Genomic DNA, 17330 nt, shown 5'->3' with positions numbered 1-17330 from the left:
ATTACCCAATAACATTATCAGGATTATATCCTAAATAAGGAACTTCTTTCTCAACAAATATAATTCCGTACTCTTCTAATTCTTTTAATATAGGTTCGTATACTTCTTTAGAAATTGGTAATTGAACACCTGGCGTTTTTATCTCTCCATTTAATATTTTTAAAGCAGCCATTGCAACAGGTAAACCAACAGTTTTTGCCATTGCAGTATAGGTTTGGTCGTCACCATTAATAATCATACTGCTTTCTAATTGCTTGTTTTCTCCTTGGTAGTTGTAACCAAACTTATGATGCATCACAATCATATCCTTATCATGTTGTTGTAATGTCCATTTGTCGGATAAAATCTTTTGCAAGATTTGTGCTGGTGTAGCATTTTGTAGCTCAACTTTTTTTGAAGCATCAAAAATGTTTAATTCCAAAAATTTCTCCCACATAATATCATCTTGATCAATTTTTAAATACGATCTAAATTTTAATTCTACAGAATCAGTCGGTGAGTAGGCAAGAAATAGATTTGTAAAATCACGATAGGTCATGTTTTTAGAATCTTCAATAGTGTATGTGTCATCTGTCATTCCAAGTTGTACAAAGACATTCCAAGCTCTAGAAAAACCAATTTTTCTAATAGTTCCTCTATACATAGTCGGAATGTTATCTAAACCATAAATATTTCTATATTTTAATGAATCTCTATTGGCATACGCTTCGAAATTTCCGCTGCCATTAATTTTTAAAAACTCAGTTCTTCTAAATAATTTATGATACGGAATATATTTATATGTACCTTCTTGTATAAACATAGCTGCGCCACCTTGTCCTGCTAACACTACATTTCTTGGATTCCAAGTAAACTTGTAATTCCACAAATTATCATCACTTTCTGGAGCAACTAATCCGCCACAAAAAGATTCAAACAAAAGCATGTCTGCACCGTTATCTCTAATTCTATCAATAATTTGCATGGCACTCATATGATCTACTCCTGGATCAAGTCCGATTTCATTCATAAAAACTAAACCTTTTTCTTTTACTGATGTATCTAAGGCTTTCATTTCTTGAGAAACATAAGAAGCCGTAACCATATGTTTACTGTAAGTTACACAATCTTTTGCTACTTCAATGTGAAATCTAGCAGGCAGCATAGAAATAACAACATTGGCATTTTTTATGGCATCAATTCTTTGGTCAGAATTAAAAACATCTAAAGAAATTGCGACACCATTTTTATGATTATTTATTTTTTGTTGTGCATTTTCTAGAGAAATATCACCAATTATAACTTGTAGATTTTCTTTTTCTGATTTATCTAATAAATACTTTATTAGTGATGAACTAGATCTTCCCGCTCCAATAATTAATATATTTCTCATGTATTTATTCTGTACTTTTGTTTAGGTGCTAAAGTACATAAATTGTTTAAAATATAACAAAAATTAAAAAAATGTATAAAAATTTAACAATTGCTTCGGTTTTAGGAATATGCGCAATTATTTTGGGTGCTTTTGGCGCACATGTGTTAAAAGAAAAACTCTCTGTTGATGCACTTCATAGTTTTGAAACGGCAGTGAGGTATCAAATTTATCATGTAATTGTAATATTATTTTTGAATATGTTTACTGAATTTTCCAAAAGCCAAAAAAATAGATTAAGTATGCTGTTTTTTATTGGGATTTTGTTTTTCTCTGGGTCTATTTATGCCATTCATTTATTAAATGTTCCAGCAAAAAGTATTTGGTTTGTTACACCTTTTGGAGGTCTTTTTTTCATATTGGGCTGGGGTTTAATGACGTATTACTTCTTTAAATTAAAGAAATAAACAATCAATAGTTAATAAAATTTATATATATATTATTGCGTATAATAATATTACGTAATTTTGCTCACAACAATAACTTAACTAAAAATATTGTAATGGTAGATACAAATACGAAATCGATTTCGTTAAATAATCTAGGAATCAAAAATGCAACAGTTCGTTATCAGCTAACATCTGATGAATTACATGATGAAACTGTTGAAAAAAATCAAGGAAAAGTATCTTCTTTAGGAGCAATTGCAGTCAACACTGGCGAGTTTACAGGAAGATCACCAAAAGATCGATTTATTGTAAAAGATGACATAACCAAAGATAAAGTTTGGTGGAGTGATATCAATTTACCTTTTGATGCAGAAAAGTTTGATAAATTGTATGATAAAGTAACAAGCTACTTATCTGAAAAAGAAATTTTTGTAAGAGATAGTTATGCATGTGCGGATGAAAATTACAAACTAAATATTAGAGTTGTAAATGAGTATCCTTGGAGTAATATGTTTGCTTACAACATGTTTTTACGTCCTACGGATGAAGAATTAAAAGATTTTTCTCCAGAATGGACAGTAATTAATGCGCCAGGTTTTTTGGCTGATGCAGACATTGACGGAACAAGACAGCATAATTTTGCGATTTTAAATTTCACTAAAAAAATAGCGTTGATTGGTGGAACTGGTTACACAGGAGAAATTAAAAAAGGAATCTTTTCTGCATTAAATTTCATTCTTCCAGTATTTAAAAATACATTGCCAATGCACTGTTCTGCAAATGTTGGTATAGAAGGTGATACAGCTATTTTCTTCGGATTATCAGGTACGGGAAAAACTACCTTATCTACAGATCCCAATAGAAGTTTAATTGGTGATGATGAGCATGGTTGGACAGCAGAAAATACCGTATTTAATTTTGAAGGTGGTTGTTATGCAAAAGTGATAAACCTATCAGAAGAGCAAGAACCAGAGATTTATTCTGCGATTAAAAAAGGAGCAATATTAGAGAATGTTGTAATGAATGAAAAAGGAGATGTTGATTTTTCTGATATCTCAATTACACAAAATACACGAGTAAGTTATCCGATTTATCATATAGAGAATATTCAGAAACCTTCAATTGGGAAGAATCCAAAAAATATATTCTTTTTAACAGCGGATGCATTTGGAGTTTTGCCTCCAATATCTAAGTTAACACCTGCACAAGCAGCGTATCATTTTATTTCTGGATACACGGCTAAAGTTGCAGGAACAGAAGCAGGAGTTACAGAACCAGTACCAAGTTTTTCAGCTTGTTTTGGTGCTCCATTTATGCCACTACATCCCACAAAATATGCGGAAATGTTAAGTAAGAAAATGGTGGAATCGGGTGTAAATGTTTGGTTGGTAAATACAGGTTGGTCTGGCGGACAATATGGAGTAGGAAAACGGATGGCATTAAAATATACGAGAGCAATGATTACTGCCGTTTTAAATGGTGATTTAGGTGATTACACCTATGAAGATTATCATATTCATTCAGTATTTGGAGTTGCACAACCTAGGACGTGTCCAGGAGTTCCGACTTCAGTATTAAGCCCGAGAGCAACTTGGAATAATGATGAGGCTTATTATAAAACAGCGTTTAAATTATCGAATGCATTTAGAGTGAATTTTAAACAATTTGAAGAGTTTGCAAATGAAGAAATTCGTAGAGGTGGACCACAACGATACGCACATTAAATTTAAATTAGTAACAAAAAAACCATCTCAATTGAGATGGTTTTTTTGTTACCTACTTTTTTGTAAATTTATAAAAACTCAATACTTCATGAAACTCTTAAAATTTTTAATCATTGCTGTTTTGTTTATTGGATGTAATTCTAAAAAATCTAAACACAAAATAGTAGGGAACAATACTGTTGAAGTTGAAAAACCTCAGTTAAATTTAGAACAAGCAAACAGACTTTTACAGTTGCCTTTACATTGTGTGAATGTAGAATATCCGAACAAACTAAATCAAACAATTGGAAGTGGAGAAGATTTAAAATCGCCAAAAGAATTACACCCTACTTTTTATGGTTGTTTCGATTGGCATTCGTCTGTTCATGGACATTGGAGTTTAGTTTCTTTATTGAAGAATTTTCCAGAAGTAAAAGAAGCAGCCAAAGCGAAAGAAATACTTTTAGCTAGTATTTCTAAAGAAAACATATTACAAGAAGTTGCTTATTTTGATGGAAAATATAATAAAAGTTACGAGCGAACTTATGGCTGGGCTTGGTTATTAAAATTAGCAGAAGAACTACATACTTGGGATGATTCATCAGCAAAACAATTAGAAGAAAATTTACAGCCATTAACTGATTTGATTGTAAGAAAATATCTAGAATTCTTACCAAAATTAAATTATCCGATTAGGGTAGGTGAGCATACAAACACTGCATTCGGATTAACTTTTGCTTGGGATTATGCTAATACAGTTAAGAATAATGAATTATTAGAACTCATTAATAAAAGAGCGAAAGACTTTTTTATGGATGATGAAAATTGTCCTATTTCTTGGGAACCTAGCGGATTTGATTTTTTATCTGCCTGTCTGCAAGAAGCAGCAATTATGAAACGAGTTTTACCAAAAAACGAATTTAAAAAATGGATTTCAGATTTTTTGCCACAATTAAATGATAAAAATTTTACGTTAGCAGTTGGAGAAGTTTCAGATAGGAGTGATGGTAAATTAGTTCATCTTGATGGAGTTAATTTTTCTAGAGCTTGGTGTTTAAACACAATTTCTAAAGATTTACCCGAATATAATCACTTAAAAAACACTGCAAATCAGCATATAAATTATTCCTTACCTAATGTTGTAGGAGATAGTTATGAAGGCGGACATTGGTTAGGTAGTTTTGCAATTTATGCTTTAAATTCTATGGGAAATGATTAAGAATTTATTCAGAAATATTGGTCCAGGAACTTTAGTTGCAGCGGCATTTATTGGTCCAGGAACGGTAACATTATGTACGTTAGCTGGAGTAAATTTTGGAATGAATCTTTTATGGGCAATGTTATTGTCTATACTAATCACCATCTTTTTACAAGAAATGGCAGCAAGATTAGGAATCATTTCTCAAAAAGGATTATCAGAAGTTATAAGAGAAGAAATAAAACATCCCATTATACGGCAGTTAATAATAATGTTAATTTTAGCTGCAATCGTAGTTGGAAATGCATCTTATGAAGCAGGAAATATAAGTGGTGGAATTCTTGGCTTAGAAGCTGTTTTTGGAAAAATTGGTTTTGAATTCGGGGCGTTTTCTCTAAATATGATGAGTGTATTCATTGGTGTTATTGCTTTTATTTTGCTCTATATCGGTAATTATAAATTCTTAGAAAAAACACTAATCACACTTGTATTATTAATGAGTGTGTCTTTTTTAATTACAGCAATTGTTACCAAACCAAACATAATTTCTATTATAAAAGGAATGTTTATTCCTCAGTTTCCAGATAAAAGTTTACTAACTATTATCGGTCTGATTGGAACAACTGTTGTGCCTTATAATTTGTTTTTACATGCCGCTTTAGTAAAAGAACGATGGAAGACTTCAAAAGATTTATCATTTGCAAAAAAAGATACCATTATCTCTATTTTTTTAGGAGGATTGGTTTCGATGGCGATTATTATTTCTGCAGCTGCAATTCCTTCAGGACAAATAAATAACGCAGTAGATTTAGCAAAAGGATTAGAACCTTTGTATGGTAGTTTTGCAAAATATTTTATGTCTTTAGGATTATTTGCAGCAGGAATCACATCTGCAATTACAGCTCCACTAGCTGCTGCTTATGTGGCAAAAGGATGTTTAGGATGGAAAGACGGATTAAAATCTAAAAAGTTTAGAGCGGTTTGGATTTTTATTTTATTGATTGGTGTTATTTTTTCTTCAATCGGAATAAAGCCAATTGAAATTATAAAATTTGCACAAGTCGCAAATGGAATGTTATTGCCAATTATAGCAGGAATTTTACTTTGGATAATGAATAAAAAATCAGTTCTAGGGAATTTTAAAAACACCAAAATTCAGAATTTTATTGGAATATTAATTCTAGGAATCAGTTTGTTTTTGGGTTTAAAAAGTATCTTAAAAGTGTTTAATATCCTATAAATGAAGATTGATATTAATTGTGATGTTGGAGAAGGAATTAATAACGAACATTTATTAATGCCTTATATTTCTTCGTGTAATATTTCTTGCGGTGCTCATGCTGGAAGTATTGATACTATTGATAAAGTGATTGCTTTAGCAAAATCAAATAATGTAAAAATAGGCGCACATCCTTCATTTCCAGATAGAGAAAATTTTGGACGAAAAATCATGAGTATTTCTGATGCTGATTTACAACAAAGTATAGAAAACCAATTGATACTTTTAAAAGAAAGAGCTGAATTACAAAAAGTAAAAGTTAATCATGTAAAGCCTCACGGAGCATTATATAATTTAATTGCTGTTGATGAACAAAAAGCAGAACTTGTTGTTACATCAATAAAAAACGTTTTTGAAAATGTAAAAATCTATGTTCCGTATAATTCTAAAGTTGAAGATGTAGCAAAGGAAAACGGATTAGAAATAGTCTATGAAGTTTTTGCTGATAGAAATTATAATGATGATTTAACCTTAGTTTCAAGAAATCAAGTAAATGCAATTATTGACAAACCAAATGATGTGTTGAATCATGTTTTAAAAATTGTGAATGAGGGAAAAGTGAAAACAGTTTCAGGAAAAGAAATAGTAACAAAAGCTAATACTTTTTGTATTCATGGAGATCATAAAAATTCAGTTTCAATTTTAGAGCACTTACATCAAAAAATGAAAATTGAATAAGTACAATCTTACATATAAATCTTTTGGGGATAAAGCTTTATTGATAGAATGGCCTTCAATAATTGATGAGAATATCATTGAAGATATTATTGGTTTTGATAAAAAGGTATCAACAAATAAAAATGTTTTAGATACTATAATAGCTTACAATTCTTTAACAATTAAATATATAAAACGAGTAGGAAGTCTTGAAGATACTATAGGCGATTTAAAAGAAATTTACTCTTCTAAAACAAATAAAAATTCATCAAAACGAGTTTGTTGGGAAATCCCAGTTTGTTATGATTTACAATTCGGATTTGATTTAAAAACCATATCAGAAACAAATAATATTTCTATAGAACAAATTATTAACCTTCACACAAAACCAACTTATTTAATTTACTTTTTAGGCTTTCAACCAGGTTTTTTATATTTAGGAGGATTGGATTCTAAAATTCATATTCCAAGAAAAGAAACACCAAGAATTAGAGTAGAAAAAGGTTCTGTAGGTATAGGAGGGAAGCAGACAGGAATATATCCACAAGATAGTTCTGGTGGTTGGAATCTTATAGGAAAATCACCTATTGAGTTTTTTAATGTTAAAAAAGAGAGTCCTTGTTTTGCAAAAGCTGGTGATAAAATTCAATTCTTAAGTGTTAATATCGATACTTTTTATCAGATAGAAGAGGAAGTTAAAAAAGGAACATATCAATTAAAATCGGTTGATATATGATTCTAGTTTTACATGCAGGAATTTATACAACCATCCAAGATAAAGGAAGATTTGGATATTCAAAGCTAGGAGTTCCAGTAGCTGGATATATAGATTCTTTTTCAGCAGAATTAGCAAATAGTTTATTGAATAATAAAAAAGAAACTGCTTTAATTGAGGTTACTTTTGGGCAAGCAAAATTTGAGTTTACAAAAACTACTTTTATTTGTGTAACTGGTGCAGACTTTTCTGTAAAACTAAATGGAGATTCTATAAATCTTAATTGTGTTTATAAAGTTGAAAAAGGTGCTGTTTTATCATTCGGAAAAAGAAAATATGGAGCAATAACATATATTGCTGTTAAAGGCGGAATAAATTGTCCGCGTTATTTTGGAAGTAAAAGTTTTTCAAAAGAGATTACACCTTTGCGTTTAGTAAAAGAAAATCAACTTAATGTTGAGGATAATAATGTTTTTAATATCGCTAATTCTTCAAAAGTTAAAATAAATAGAAAACATTTTACCTCTTCAAATTTAGATTGTTTTGAAGGGCCAGAGTTTTATCAGCTAACTAAAAAACAAAAAGAAAATTTATTTAAAAAATTTACAATTTCATCAGATATAAATAGAGTTGGGTATCGATTAAATGAATTATTAGAGAATAATTTAAAACCAATTTTAACATCTTCGGTGTTACCAGGAACAGTACAATTAACTCCTTCTGGAAAAGTAATTGTATTAATGAAAGATTGCCAAGTTACTGGCGGTTATCCCAGAGTTTTACAATTGTCTGAGTATGCAATTAGTGTATTGAGTCAGAAAATAACTGGAGAAAAAGTTTCATTTTCCATGAAAGAGTCTTAAAATTACACTCTTTTTAATTGTAAAATTATGATAAAAACAGCTGTATGTATTGTTGGTTCTGGGCCTTCTGGAGCAAGTACATCACTAATGTTATCTAAACTTAAAATACATCATTATATAGTTGATAAAGCAGAATTTCCTAGGGATAAAACCTGTGGTGATGGTTTGATACTTCATGCCTATAAATCGTTAAAAACCTTAGGGTTATTAGAAGCGTTTTTAAATGATTCGAATTTTATACACAGTAAAAAGATAAATTTACACATCAACAATAAATTAAAAATTCAGTTTAAAGAAACTGAAGATCGGGATATGGTTATTTCTTATGGAAAAAGAATTCATTTCGATCATTTTTTAGTGAAAGAATTATCAGAAGAATATACTACTTGCGAATTTGGAAATGCTGTTAGGAAATTTAAAGAAGTTCCTGAAGGAATTATAGTTACGCTTAAAAATGGAAAAGAAATTCTAACAAAAGTTGTTGTAGGAGCTGATGGAATTCAGTCAATTGTTTCAAAAAAGTTAGGATCAAATATTCCAGATAGAAAAAAAACTTCAACTTTTATTAGCGCATATTTTAAAAATGTTACTGATTTACCTATAAATAATGAAGCAGAAATTCGATTGCATTATAAAAAAATGTCTTTGTTTTTCTATCTTTTTCCGTTGGCTCATAATGAGGTTAATATTACATTGGGAGGAAATACGCAGAAGATTTTAAACAATGATATTAATCTAAAAAATGAAATTTTATCGATTTTAGAAAATCATCCAAAAGTAGCTCATAAATTTAAGGATGCTGAGCAAATAAGCTCTTGGCGAGGTTGGGGAATACCGAATAATTATCGAAATCAAAAAATATGTGGTCAACGATTTTTATTAGTCGGTGACGCAGCTGGGTTGGCTAATTCTTTTTATAAAGAAGGTGTTGGTACTGGAATGATGTCTGGTATTATTTGTGCAAATAAAATTGCTGAATGTTTACAAGAAGATAATTTTTCAGCAGCATTTATGTTGTCTTATAAAAAAGACATCAAGCAAGAATTTAGTAGATTACTTAGGTTTAGTGAACTGACACTAAAGCTTACAAAATTTAAAAAATTATTCGAATTTATTGTGAGCGCATCAAAAAGTATAGTTGAAAAAAGAGCTTATAAAATGATTCAAAAAAGAAGTTATTAATATTCATAAAACAAAAAAGCATCTCTATGAGATGCTTTTTTGTTTTATGAAAAAGTGAATTAAATATTAATGGTTATGTCCACTATGGTCTTCGTGAACTTCTTTTTTTAATTCAACTTTCACCATTTTGCTTTTTTCACCTTTAGAAGCATCTAATTTAAAATGATGCTTTCCATGAATATCTTTACCTTTAATAGCATTTACTTTAACTTCAACTTCTTCTAAAGTTCCTTCAATTACTTCTTCTTTAGTTTTTTCAACTCCATCTACAATGTAAACAGTAGTAATAGTTGCTTTTGCTAATTCATCTGTCCCTTTAACAGTGATTTCTTTTTTTACTTCTGTTGATGCATGCCCTTCAGAACTATGTCCTCCTAAAATAGGAGCGATTACTAAACCAATTAAACATGTTAATTTAATTAAGATATTCATTGATGGTCCAGAAGTATCTTTAAAAGGATCTCCAACAGTATCTCCAGTTACAGAGGCTTTGTGAGCTTCAGAACCTTTAAAAGTCATTTCACCATTAATTTCAACTCCAGCTTCAAAAGATTTCTTAGCGTTATCCCAAGCTCCACCTGCGTTATTTTGGAAGATTGCCCAAAGTACACCAGATACCGTAACACCAGCCATATAACCACCTAGCATTTCTGCGATGGCTAATTTTTCCATTCCAAATAATAAAGGTAAAAAAGCAATGATTAATGGAAAACCAATGGTTAATAAACCTGGTAGCATCATTTCTTTTAAAGAAGCTTGTGTAGAAATTGCCACACATTTATCGTATTCTGGTTTCCCGGTTCCTTCCATAATTCCAGGAATATCTCTAAACTGTCTTCTAACTTCTTGTACCATTTCCATGGCAGCTTTTCCTACGGCATTCATAGCTAATGCAGAAAATACCACAGGTACCATTCCGCCAACAAATAACATCGCTAAAACTGGTGCTTTAAAAATGTTAATTCCGTCAATTCCTGTAAATGTTACATACGCAGCAAAAAGTGCTAACGAAGTTAATGCAGCAGATGCAATTGCAAAACCTTTACCGGTTGCTGCAGTTGTGTTACCTACTGAATCTAAAATATCTGTACGTTCTCTTACAATTGGTTCTTGTTCGCTCATTTCAGCAATACCTCCTGCATTATCAGCAATAGGTCCAAAAGCATCAATTGCTAATTGCATAGCTGTAGTTGCCATCATTGCTGAAGCTGCTAAAGCAACTCCGTAAAATCCTGCAAAAGCATACGATGCCCAAATTGCACCAGCAAATAATAATACTGATGGAAATGTAGAAATCATACCCGTTGCTAAACCTGCAATAATATTTGTTCCTGCTCCAGTTGAAGATTGTTGAACAATTTTTAAGATTGGAGATTTCCCTAATCCTGTATAATATTCTGTTACAGCAGAGATAACTCCACCAACTACTAATCCAACTAACGTTGCATAGAATACTCTCATAGATGAGATTTCTTGCAAACCTTCACCAAAGAATTCCATTTTCATAGTTTCTGGTAACATCCAGGTTACTAATCCGAAACAAGAAATAGCTACTAAAATAATAGAAGTCCAATTTCCTTTATTTAAAGCACCCATTACTTGTGGCTCTTTTGCGTCGTTACTTTTTATTTTTACTAATAAAGTACCAATAATAGAAATGATAATTCCTACACCTGCAATAGCCATAGGTAATAAGATAGGACCAATTCCGCCAAAAGCATCATTTATTGCCCCTCCCATATCTTTTATTACGTAGTTTCCTAATACCATTGCAGCTAACACAGTTGCAACGTATGAACCAAATAAATCAGCACCCATACCAGCAACATCACCAACATTATCACCAACATTATCTGCAATTGTAGCAGGGTTTCTTGGATCATCTTCTGGAATACCAGCTTCTACTTTACCAACTAAATCGGCACCAACATCAGCGGCTTTGGTATAAATACCTCCACCAACTCTTGCGAATAATGCAATTGATTCTGCACCTAAAGAAAAACCAGCTAATGTTTCTAATACAATTGTCATATCTGTTGTATTCGTCCATTCTCCTCCCATAAAGAAGTGAAAAAAGAATATAAAGAATGCTGTTAAACCTAAAACGGCTAAACCAGCAACTCCAAGTCCCATTACTGTACCACCTCCAAAAGATATTTTTAAAGCATTTGGTAAGCTTGTTCTTGCAGCTTGTGTTGTTCTAACATTTGTTTTTGTTGCAATTTTCATTCCTATGTTTCCTGCAAATGCAGAAAAAACAGCTCCAAAAATAAATGCAATAACTATTAACCAGTGTGTTGTAGGTACTATAAATGATACAACTGCTAAAGCAATACTTACTATAATTACGAATATTGATAGTAGTTTATATTCTGCACTTAAAAAAGCTAAAGCTCCTTCGTAGATATGGTCAGAAATTTCTTTCATTTTACCATCTCCAGCATCTTGTTTCATTACCCAAGATTGTTTAATCCACATGTAAATTAAACCTAAAATAGCCAATGCAATTGGCATCCAAATCATCATTGATTCCATATATGTAATTTAAAATTTGATTAATTAAAAGCGGACGTAAAAGTAGTAAAACATTGTGGAATAAAAAACCTCTAAAATTAACATTTTTTAGAGGTTGATAATTAAAGTGTATTTTAATTATTAAATCTTGAAATTTCCATTCTTTTTATGTTCACTTTTCTCATATCTCTCAACACAATCTTTATAGATTTGTTTGGCTTCTTCTGCGTCTCCCCAACCACCAACATCAACTTTTTTCTTTTCTAAATCTTTATAAACTTTAAAAAAGTGCTCTATTTCTTTAATTCTATGTGGATTTAAATCGGATAAATCTATTTTCTTATTCCAGATAGGATCAGAAACAGGTACACAGATGATTTTTTCATCTGGTCCTTTTTCATCAGTCATATGAAACACTCCAATAGGTCTTACTTCCATAACACACATTGGAAAAGTAGGTTCGTGTCCAAGTACTAAAACATCCAGAGGATCATCGTCTAATGCTAATGTTTCGGGGACAAATCCGTAATCTGCAGGATACATCATTGAAGAAAATAGCATTCTGTCAAAACGAATTTTATTTAGTTCAAAGTCGTATTCATATTTGTTTCTACTTCCTTTAGGAATTTCGATTAAAACATCAAATGTTTGTTTTTCTTTTGTACTCATATTTATCTATTTTTTATCCATAAAAAATGGACTGCAAAAATACTAATTATTTGCTCTTTTAAAAGGTTAATAAAAGGTTATTCTTTTTTAACTAAAAACTCCTTTCTAAATAGTATAGAAAGGAGTTTTAATATATGTTTTAAAGTAATTAAAGATACATTACTTCTTTCACAGCCTTAACAACATTGTTGCTGTTTGGTAACCATTTCTCTAATAATACAGGAGAATATGGTGCTGGTGTATCTGAAGTTGTTATTCTTTTAATAGGAGCATCTAAATAATCAAATGCTTCATCTTGGATTCTATAAGTAATTTCTGAAGAAACACTTCCAAATGGCCAAGCTTCTTCTAAAATAACTAATCTATTGGTTTTCTTTACAGATTCTAAAATTGCATTATGATCCATTGGACGTACGGTACGTAAATCAATAATTTCAATTGAGATACCTTCTTTAGCTAATTCATCAGCAGCCTTGTATGCTTCTTTTATAATCTTACCAAAAGAAACTACAGTAACATCTGTACCTTCTCTTTTGATGTCTGCAACTCCAATAGGAATAATATATTCACCTTCTGGAATCTCCATTTTATCACCATACATTTGTTCAGATTCCATAAAAATTACCGGATCATCATCTCTAATAGCAGCTTTTAATAAACCTTTTGCATCATATGGATTAGAAGGAATAACTACCTTTAAACCTGGTGTGTTTGCAAACCAGTTTTCGAAAGCTTGAGAATGCGTTGCACCTAATTGACCTGCAGAACCAGTTGGTCCTCTAAATACAATTGGACAATTAAACTGTCCACCAGACATTTGTCTAATTTTAGCTGCATTATTTATAATTTGATCAATTCCAACTAAAGCAAAATTAAAGGTCATATACTCAACAATAGGTCTGTTTCCATTCATCGCAGAACCTACGGCAATACCGCCAAAACCTAATTCGGCAATAGGAGCATCTATTACTCTCTTTTCACCAAATTCATCTAACATTCCTTTACTAGCTTTGTAAGCACCGTTATATTCTGCAACTTCTTCACCAATTAAATAAATGCTTTCATCGGTACGCATTTCTTCGCTCATTGCTTCACAGATGGCTTCTCTAAACTGAACTGTTTTCATGTACTTTTAATTATAGTTGTTTATTCGAGGTGCAAAAGTAATAAATTTCTACTCAATTTTTTCTTTTAGAAACTGAAATATTATAAAGAGTTAATTATAATAAAATTGATATATTTAATAGTTTATTTTATCTAATTATTAACTTTCGAATGGATAAAAAATAACCTAAATTTGAGATTGAAAAAAGAAATATTTAATCTTAAATATTATTAATAAGCTGAAATATAATTATATGAAAATTAAGAAAAAATTTTTATTGCTAAGTTCTCTGTTTATTTTTCAATTTACTTTTTCACAAAATCAAATTCAAAATACCCGAAAAGATATTACTGAAAACAATTATTTTGAATTAGTAATTGCTAATAACGAAAAATTTGAAAAACGATTTGAAAATAGATCGACTTTGAATGAAAATGAAAAAGCAGCTTTGGATAAAGAATATAAAAAATATGTAAGATGGCATTCTTATTGGGAAACTAGAGTAGATGAAAATGGCAATATGGATTCTTATGATAAAGAATATTTTAGTCTAAAAAACATAAAAAATAAAAAAGATGTTGAAAAAAATATCCCAAAATGGAGTATTATAGGGCCAACTATTTTTCCAAGAGGTAAAAATCAATCTGGTCTAAAAGGGATTGGTAGAATTGATGCTATCACTGTAAACCCAAAAAATAAAAACCATGTAATAATTGGCGCTAGATCTGGTGGTGTTTGGCAAACACAAAATATAGATTCCAATAGTCCAACTTGGGTTTCTTTAACAGATGATTTACCGATTGGGACTGTAAATGACGTAAAGATTGTAGGTAATACAATTTATGCAGCATCATCTAATGAAAGCGCTAATTTTGGTGGTCATGGAAATTCTAGATATGGGTTAGGTATTATAAAAAAACCTTTATCTGGAGGTAAATGGTATGTTTCGAATGAAAAATTTGATGCTAATAAAATTGCAGTAGCTAGTAATACAAATATAATGTATTCATTGGGAAGTAAACATGTTTATAAGTCAATTGATGCAGGTTTAAATTGGATAAAAACAAAAAATGTAATTCCAGAAATAGAAGCATCAAAGATTTTACTTTCTCATATTGAGGTAAACCCAATAAATAGTAATATAGTTGTTGTTACAGGTAGAGTAGATGTCTGGAGTTACTCAAAAGTTCCAGTTAATAATTTAGTTTTTAAAACTACAGATGGAGGTAAAACTTGGGAAAACCTTACAGATTCTGTAGAATCATTAATTAACGATAAAATCAACGCAACTAAAGACGTTAAAGTTAATTTGAAAAAGAGCTCTGATAATGCTATTGCTACTTATAATTATAAGGGCACGCTATATTTATGTTTAAGAAGTTCTATTTCAAAAGTTTATTTTATAACGGCAGAAAAAGATTGGTCGAATCTAGAATTATATAATTCTTTATCTTCAAAAAAAAGGTATGCTTTTTCTTCGGATAATATGATTCAAACGTTTCAAGTTGTAAGTAAAAATGAGATACTTTTAGGTACGCGTAGATTAAGAGTAATCAATAATACAAAACATAATGAAACTATACTAGATGGATATTATAATGATTTACATCAAGATATAAGAGCAATTAATTACAATGCTACTACCGGAAGATTATTGTTAGGTACAGATGGTTCAATTCATAGAACTTTTGATATAGATAATAATTTAAAATTTTCTAATTTTCCTAATATTTCAGGTAATTTAAATCTGTTTTTAGCTTTTAATATGGCGTATAATAATTTTGGAAATTTTAGAACATTAAGAATTGGAAATCAAGATACTGGTTGGTATGAAAATCATAATGCTGGTTTAGATTGGTTAGGTTGGACAAGAACAGAGGGTATTTGGGGTGAGGGAAGAGTGTACGCAGATCCCAAAAATGCAAGTGTTATTTACTTTAATAAAGCTAGATCATTACATGTTAGTAATAATGGAGGAGTTAGTACCTCTTTTACCGCTAGAAGGTTTGGAAATTATAATAGATCTCAATTAAAATTTAATCCCAATAATAGTTCTCAATTAGTTTTTGATTCTAATGAATACTTTAACCTTAAAATAAAAAATTACACCTATGCTTTAAGCTTATCAAATGACCAAATGAAATCCTCGATTGATATTTCTAATGGTATTGAAAAATTAAAACAAGGTATTAATACTGCAATTGCAATAAGTAAATCAAATTCTTCAGTAATGTATGTTTCAAGAAAAGAAGTACGTTACAGTGTTGATGGAATAAATAACACGTTATATAAAACTGATAACCTAAATTTTAATAATCCTAAAAGTATTACTTACACTAATCTTACCGAGAATTTAAATAAATATGATAAAACAATTTTAAGCAAAGCTTTTATTAATGATATTGAAGTTGAGGATACAAATGAACATGAAATTTGGCTAGCTTTTGGTAATCTAGAAAAAGGTAAAAAAGTCTATCATTCTATAAATGGCGGTGTTACTTGGAATAATATTTCTACAAATTTACCTAATACTCCAGTAAACACATTAGCATATGATGCTGTTAATAATACTTTATTTGCTGGTACAGATTATGGAGTATATATATATGATAATGCTAAAGATTCATGGTTTAGATTTGGTAGAAACTTGCCAGTTTCTATGGTTACTTCAATTGCAATAGATAATCATAAGAATGAAATAATAGCATCTACACATGGCAGAAGCGTTTGGTCAGCACAATTACCTAATTAAGTTTTAAAAGTTTATAGATAAATTTAAAGATTTAATTAAAAAATACTATGCATGCATAGTATTTTTTAATTATTTGTGCTATCTTCGTTGCTTCAAATTAAAAGAATTTTTATATGAAAATATTGGTATGTATTAGTCATGTGCCTGATACCACTTCAAAAATTAATTTTACAGATAATGATACAAAGTTTGATACAAACGGAGTACAATTTGTAATTAATCCATATGATGAATTTAGCTTAACAAGAGCTATGTGGTTTAAAGAAAAGCAAGGAGCAACTGTAACAGTTGTAAATGTTGGTAATGCAACTACAGAACCCACTTTACGTAAGGCTTTAGCTATTGGTGCAGATGATGCAATTAGAGTGAATGCAGAAGCTACAGACGGATTATTTGTTGCAAAGCAATTAGCAGAAATTGTAAAAAATGGCGGATTCGATCTAGTATTAGCAGGAAGAGAATCTATAGATTATAATGGAGGAATGGTTCCTGGGATGTTAGCTTCTTTATTAGATTTTAACTTTGTGAACGGATGCGTTGGAATGGAAGTAGAAGGAACTAATGCTTCTTTATCTAGAGAGATTGATGGAGGAGAAGAAAGTTTAAGTACTTCATTACCATTGGTGGTTGCAGGACAAAAAGGGATTGTTGAAGAAAAAGATTTACGTATTCCAAATATGAGAGGGATTATGATGGCACGTAAAAAGCCATTAAATGTAGTTGAGCCAGTTGGAGTAGATGCTGCGACAAGCACACAATCATTTGAGAAACCAGCACCAAAAGGCGCTGTGAAGTTAGTAGATAATGTAGATGATTTAATTAATCTTTTACATACGGAAGCTAAAGTAATATAAAAATAAAATAATTTTGTTAGTCGAGTATTACAAAAATTG

14 protein-coding genes are annotated in these 17330 nt (G+C 30.4%); 10 read left to right on the top strand and 4 right to left on the bottom strand.

Features of this window, described 5'->3' with window-relative positions:
- Position 1: 1 nt before the first annotated feature.
- Positions 2 to 1372 carry a saccharopine dehydrogenase family protein gene (locus OD91_RS05785; protein ID WP_144895444.1) on the bottom strand — a complete coding sequence of 457 codons (1371 nt, stop codon included), beginning with the start codon at positions 1370 to 1372 and terminating at the stop codon, positions 2 to 4.
- Positions 1373 to 1443: 71 nt separating this feature from the next.
- On the opposite strand from OD91_RS05785, the gene OD91_RS05780 reads away from it, so the two are divergent.
- The 8 genes from OD91_RS05780 to OD91_RS05745 all read left to right on the top strand — a co-directional run bounded on the left by OD91_RS05780 (position 1444) and on the right by OD91_RS05745 (position 9397).
- On the top strand, positions 1444 to 1818 hold the full coding sequence (locus tag OD91_RS05780; protein WP_144895443.1) for a DUF423 domain-containing protein: 375 nt from the start codon (positions 1444 to 1446) through the stop codon (positions 1816 to 1818).
- A 95-nt stretch (positions 1819 to 1913) separates the two neighbouring features.
- Positions 1914 to 3524 (top strand): phosphoenolpyruvate carboxykinase (ATP), encoded by a 1611-nt coding sequence (gene pckA / locus OD91_RS05775; protein WP_144895442.1) that lies wholly within the window; start codon positions 1914 to 1916, stop codon positions 3522 to 3524.
- Positions 3525 to 3612: 88 nt separating this feature from the next.
- Positions 3613 to 4722, top strand: a complete 1110-nt coding sequence (locus OD91_RS05770) for a DUF2891 domain-containing protein (RefSeq protein ID WP_144895441.1) — start codon at positions 3613 to 3615, stop codon at positions 4720 to 4722.
- Positions 4715 to 5941 carry an Nramp family divalent metal transporter gene (locus OD91_RS05765; RefSeq protein WP_144895439.1) on the top strand — a complete coding sequence of 409 codons (1227 nt, stop codon included), beginning with the start codon at positions 4715 to 4717 and terminating at the stop codon, positions 5939 to 5941. The genes OD91_RS05770 and OD91_RS05765 overlap by 8 nt, the downstream gene beginning before the upstream one ends.
- Complete coding sequence (gene pxpA, locus OD91_RS05760; protein ID WP_144895437.1) at positions 5942 to 6658, top strand: 5-oxoprolinase subunit PxpA; 717 nt, start codon at positions 5942 to 5944, stop codon at positions 6656 to 6658. It begins immediately after the preceding gene.
- Entirely contained in the window at positions 6651 to 7373 is a 723-nt protein-coding gene (pxpB, locus tag OD91_RS05755) for a 5-oxoprolinase subunit PxpB (protein ID WP_144895436.1), read from the top strand. Before pxpA ends, pxpB begins: the two co-directional genes overlap by 8 nt.
- Positions 7370 to 8215 carry a biotin-dependent carboxyltransferase family protein gene (locus OD91_RS05750; RefSeq protein ID WP_144895434.1) on the top strand — a complete coding sequence of 282 codons (846 nt, stop codon included), beginning with the start codon at positions 7370 to 7372 and terminating at the stop codon, positions 8213 to 8215. The genes pxpB and OD91_RS05750 overlap by 4 nt, the downstream gene beginning before the upstream one ends.
- A 27-nt stretch (positions 8216 to 8242) precedes the next feature.
- Positions 8243 to 9397 (top strand): NAD(P)/FAD-dependent oxidoreductase, encoded by a 1155-nt coding sequence (locus OD91_RS05745; protein WP_144895433.1) that lies wholly within the window; start codon positions 8243 to 8245, stop codon positions 9395 to 9397.
- 66 nt (positions 9398 to 9463) lie between these two features.
- Here the strand turns inward: OD91_RS05745 and OD91_RS05740 are convergent, their stop codons facing one another.
- From OD91_RS05740 to OD91_RS05730, 3 genes are all read right to left on the bottom strand, one after another.
- Positions 9464 to 11932: a sodium-translocating pyrophosphatase gene (locus OD91_RS05740; protein ID WP_144895431.1), complete on the bottom strand. Its 2469-nt coding sequence runs from the start codon at positions 11930 to 11932 to the stop codon at positions 9464 to 9466.
- Positions 11933 to 12052: 120 nt separating this feature from the next.
- Complete coding sequence (locus tag OD91_RS05735) at positions 12053 to 12580, bottom strand: inorganic diphosphatase (protein ID WP_144895430.1); 528 nt, start codon at positions 12578 to 12580, stop codon at positions 12053 to 12055.
- Between the two features lie 148 nt (positions 12581 to 12728).
- On the bottom strand, positions 12729 to 13706 hold the full coding sequence (locus OD91_RS05730) for a pyruvate dehydrogenase complex E1 component subunit beta (protein WP_144895429.1): 978 nt from the start codon (positions 13704 to 13706) through the stop codon (positions 12729 to 12731).
- A gap of 232 nt (positions 13707 to 13938) precedes the next feature.
- Here OD91_RS05730 and OD91_RS05725 point away from each other — a divergent pair, with 232 nt between their 5' ends.
- Together OD91_RS05725 and OD91_RS05720 are read left to right on the top strand one after the other, a co-directional pair.
- Complete coding sequence (locus OD91_RS05725) at positions 13939 to 16437, top strand: hypothetical protein (protein WP_144895428.1); 2499 nt, start codon at positions 13939 to 13941, stop codon at positions 16435 to 16437.
- A gap of 113 nt (positions 16438 to 16550) precedes the next feature.
- Positions 16551 to 17291: an electron transfer flavoprotein subunit beta/FixA family protein gene (locus OD91_RS05720; RefSeq protein WP_144895427.1), complete on the top strand. Its 741-nt coding sequence runs from the start codon at positions 16551 to 16553 to the stop codon at positions 17289 to 17291.
- Positions 17292 to 17330: the final 39 nt, after the last annotated feature.

This window comes from Lutibacter sp. Hel_I_33_5, assembly GCF_007827455.1.
In the GTDB taxonomy this organism is placed as follows: Bacteria; Bacteroidota; Bacteroidia; order Flavobacteriales; family Flavobacteriaceae; genus Polaribacter.
The sequence above is the reverse complement of the archived record's forward strand: the minus strand, read 5'-3'. Positions and strand labels throughout refer to the sequence as shown.

Excerpts from the sequence above, each read along its gene's own strand:
- OD91_RS05765 (WP_144895439.1), top strand. The coding sequence starts at position 4,715 with ATGATTAAGAATTTATTCAGAAATATTGGTCCAGGAACTTTAGTTGCA.
- OD91_RS05740 (WP_144895431.1), bottom strand. The coding sequence starts at position 11,932 with ATGGAATCAATGATGATTTGGATGCCAATTGCATTGGCTATTTTAGGT.
- OD91_RS05770 (WP_144895441.1), top strand. The coding sequence starts at position 3,613 with ATGAAACTCTTAAAATTTTTAATCATTGCTGTTTTGTTTATTGGATGT.
- OD91_RS05735 (WP_144895430.1), bottom strand. The coding sequence starts at position 12,580 with ATGAGTACAAAAGAAAAACAAACATTTGATGTTTTAATCGAAATTCCT.
- pxpA (WP_144895437.1), top strand. The coding sequence starts at position 5,942 with ATGAAGATTGATATTAATTGTGATGTTGGAGAAGGAATTAATAACGAA.
- pckA (WP_144895442.1), top strand. The coding sequence starts at position 1,914 with ATGGTAGATACAAATACGAAATCGATTTCGTTAAATAATCTAGGAATC.
- OD91_RS05750 (WP_144895434.1), top strand. The coding sequence starts at position 7,370 with ATGATTCTAGTTTTACATGCAGGAATTTATACAACCATCCAAGATAAA.
- OD91_RS05780 (WP_144895443.1), top strand. The coding sequence starts at position 1,444 with ATGTATAAAAATTTAACAATTGCTTCGGTTTTAGGAATATGCGCAATT.
- OD91_RS05785 (WP_144895444.1), bottom strand. The coding sequence starts at position 1,372 with ATGAGAAATATATTAATTATTGGAGCGGGAAGATCTAGTTCATCACTA.
- OD91_RS05745 (WP_144895433.1), top strand. The coding sequence starts at position 8,243 with ATGATAAAAACAGCTGTATGTATTGTTGGTTCTGGGCCTTCTGGAGCA.
- OD91_RS05720 (WP_144895427.1), top strand. The coding sequence starts at position 16,551 with ATGAAAATATTGGTATGTATTAGTCATGTGCCTGATACCACTTCAAAA.
- OD91_RS05725 (WP_144895428.1), top strand. The coding sequence starts at position 13,939 with ATGAAAATTAAGAAAAAATTTTTATTGCTAAGTTCTCTGTTTATTTTT.
- OD91_RS05730 (WP_144895429.1), bottom strand. The coding sequence starts at position 13,706 with ATGAAAACAGTTCAGTTTAGAGAAGCCATCTGTGAAGCAATGAGCGAA.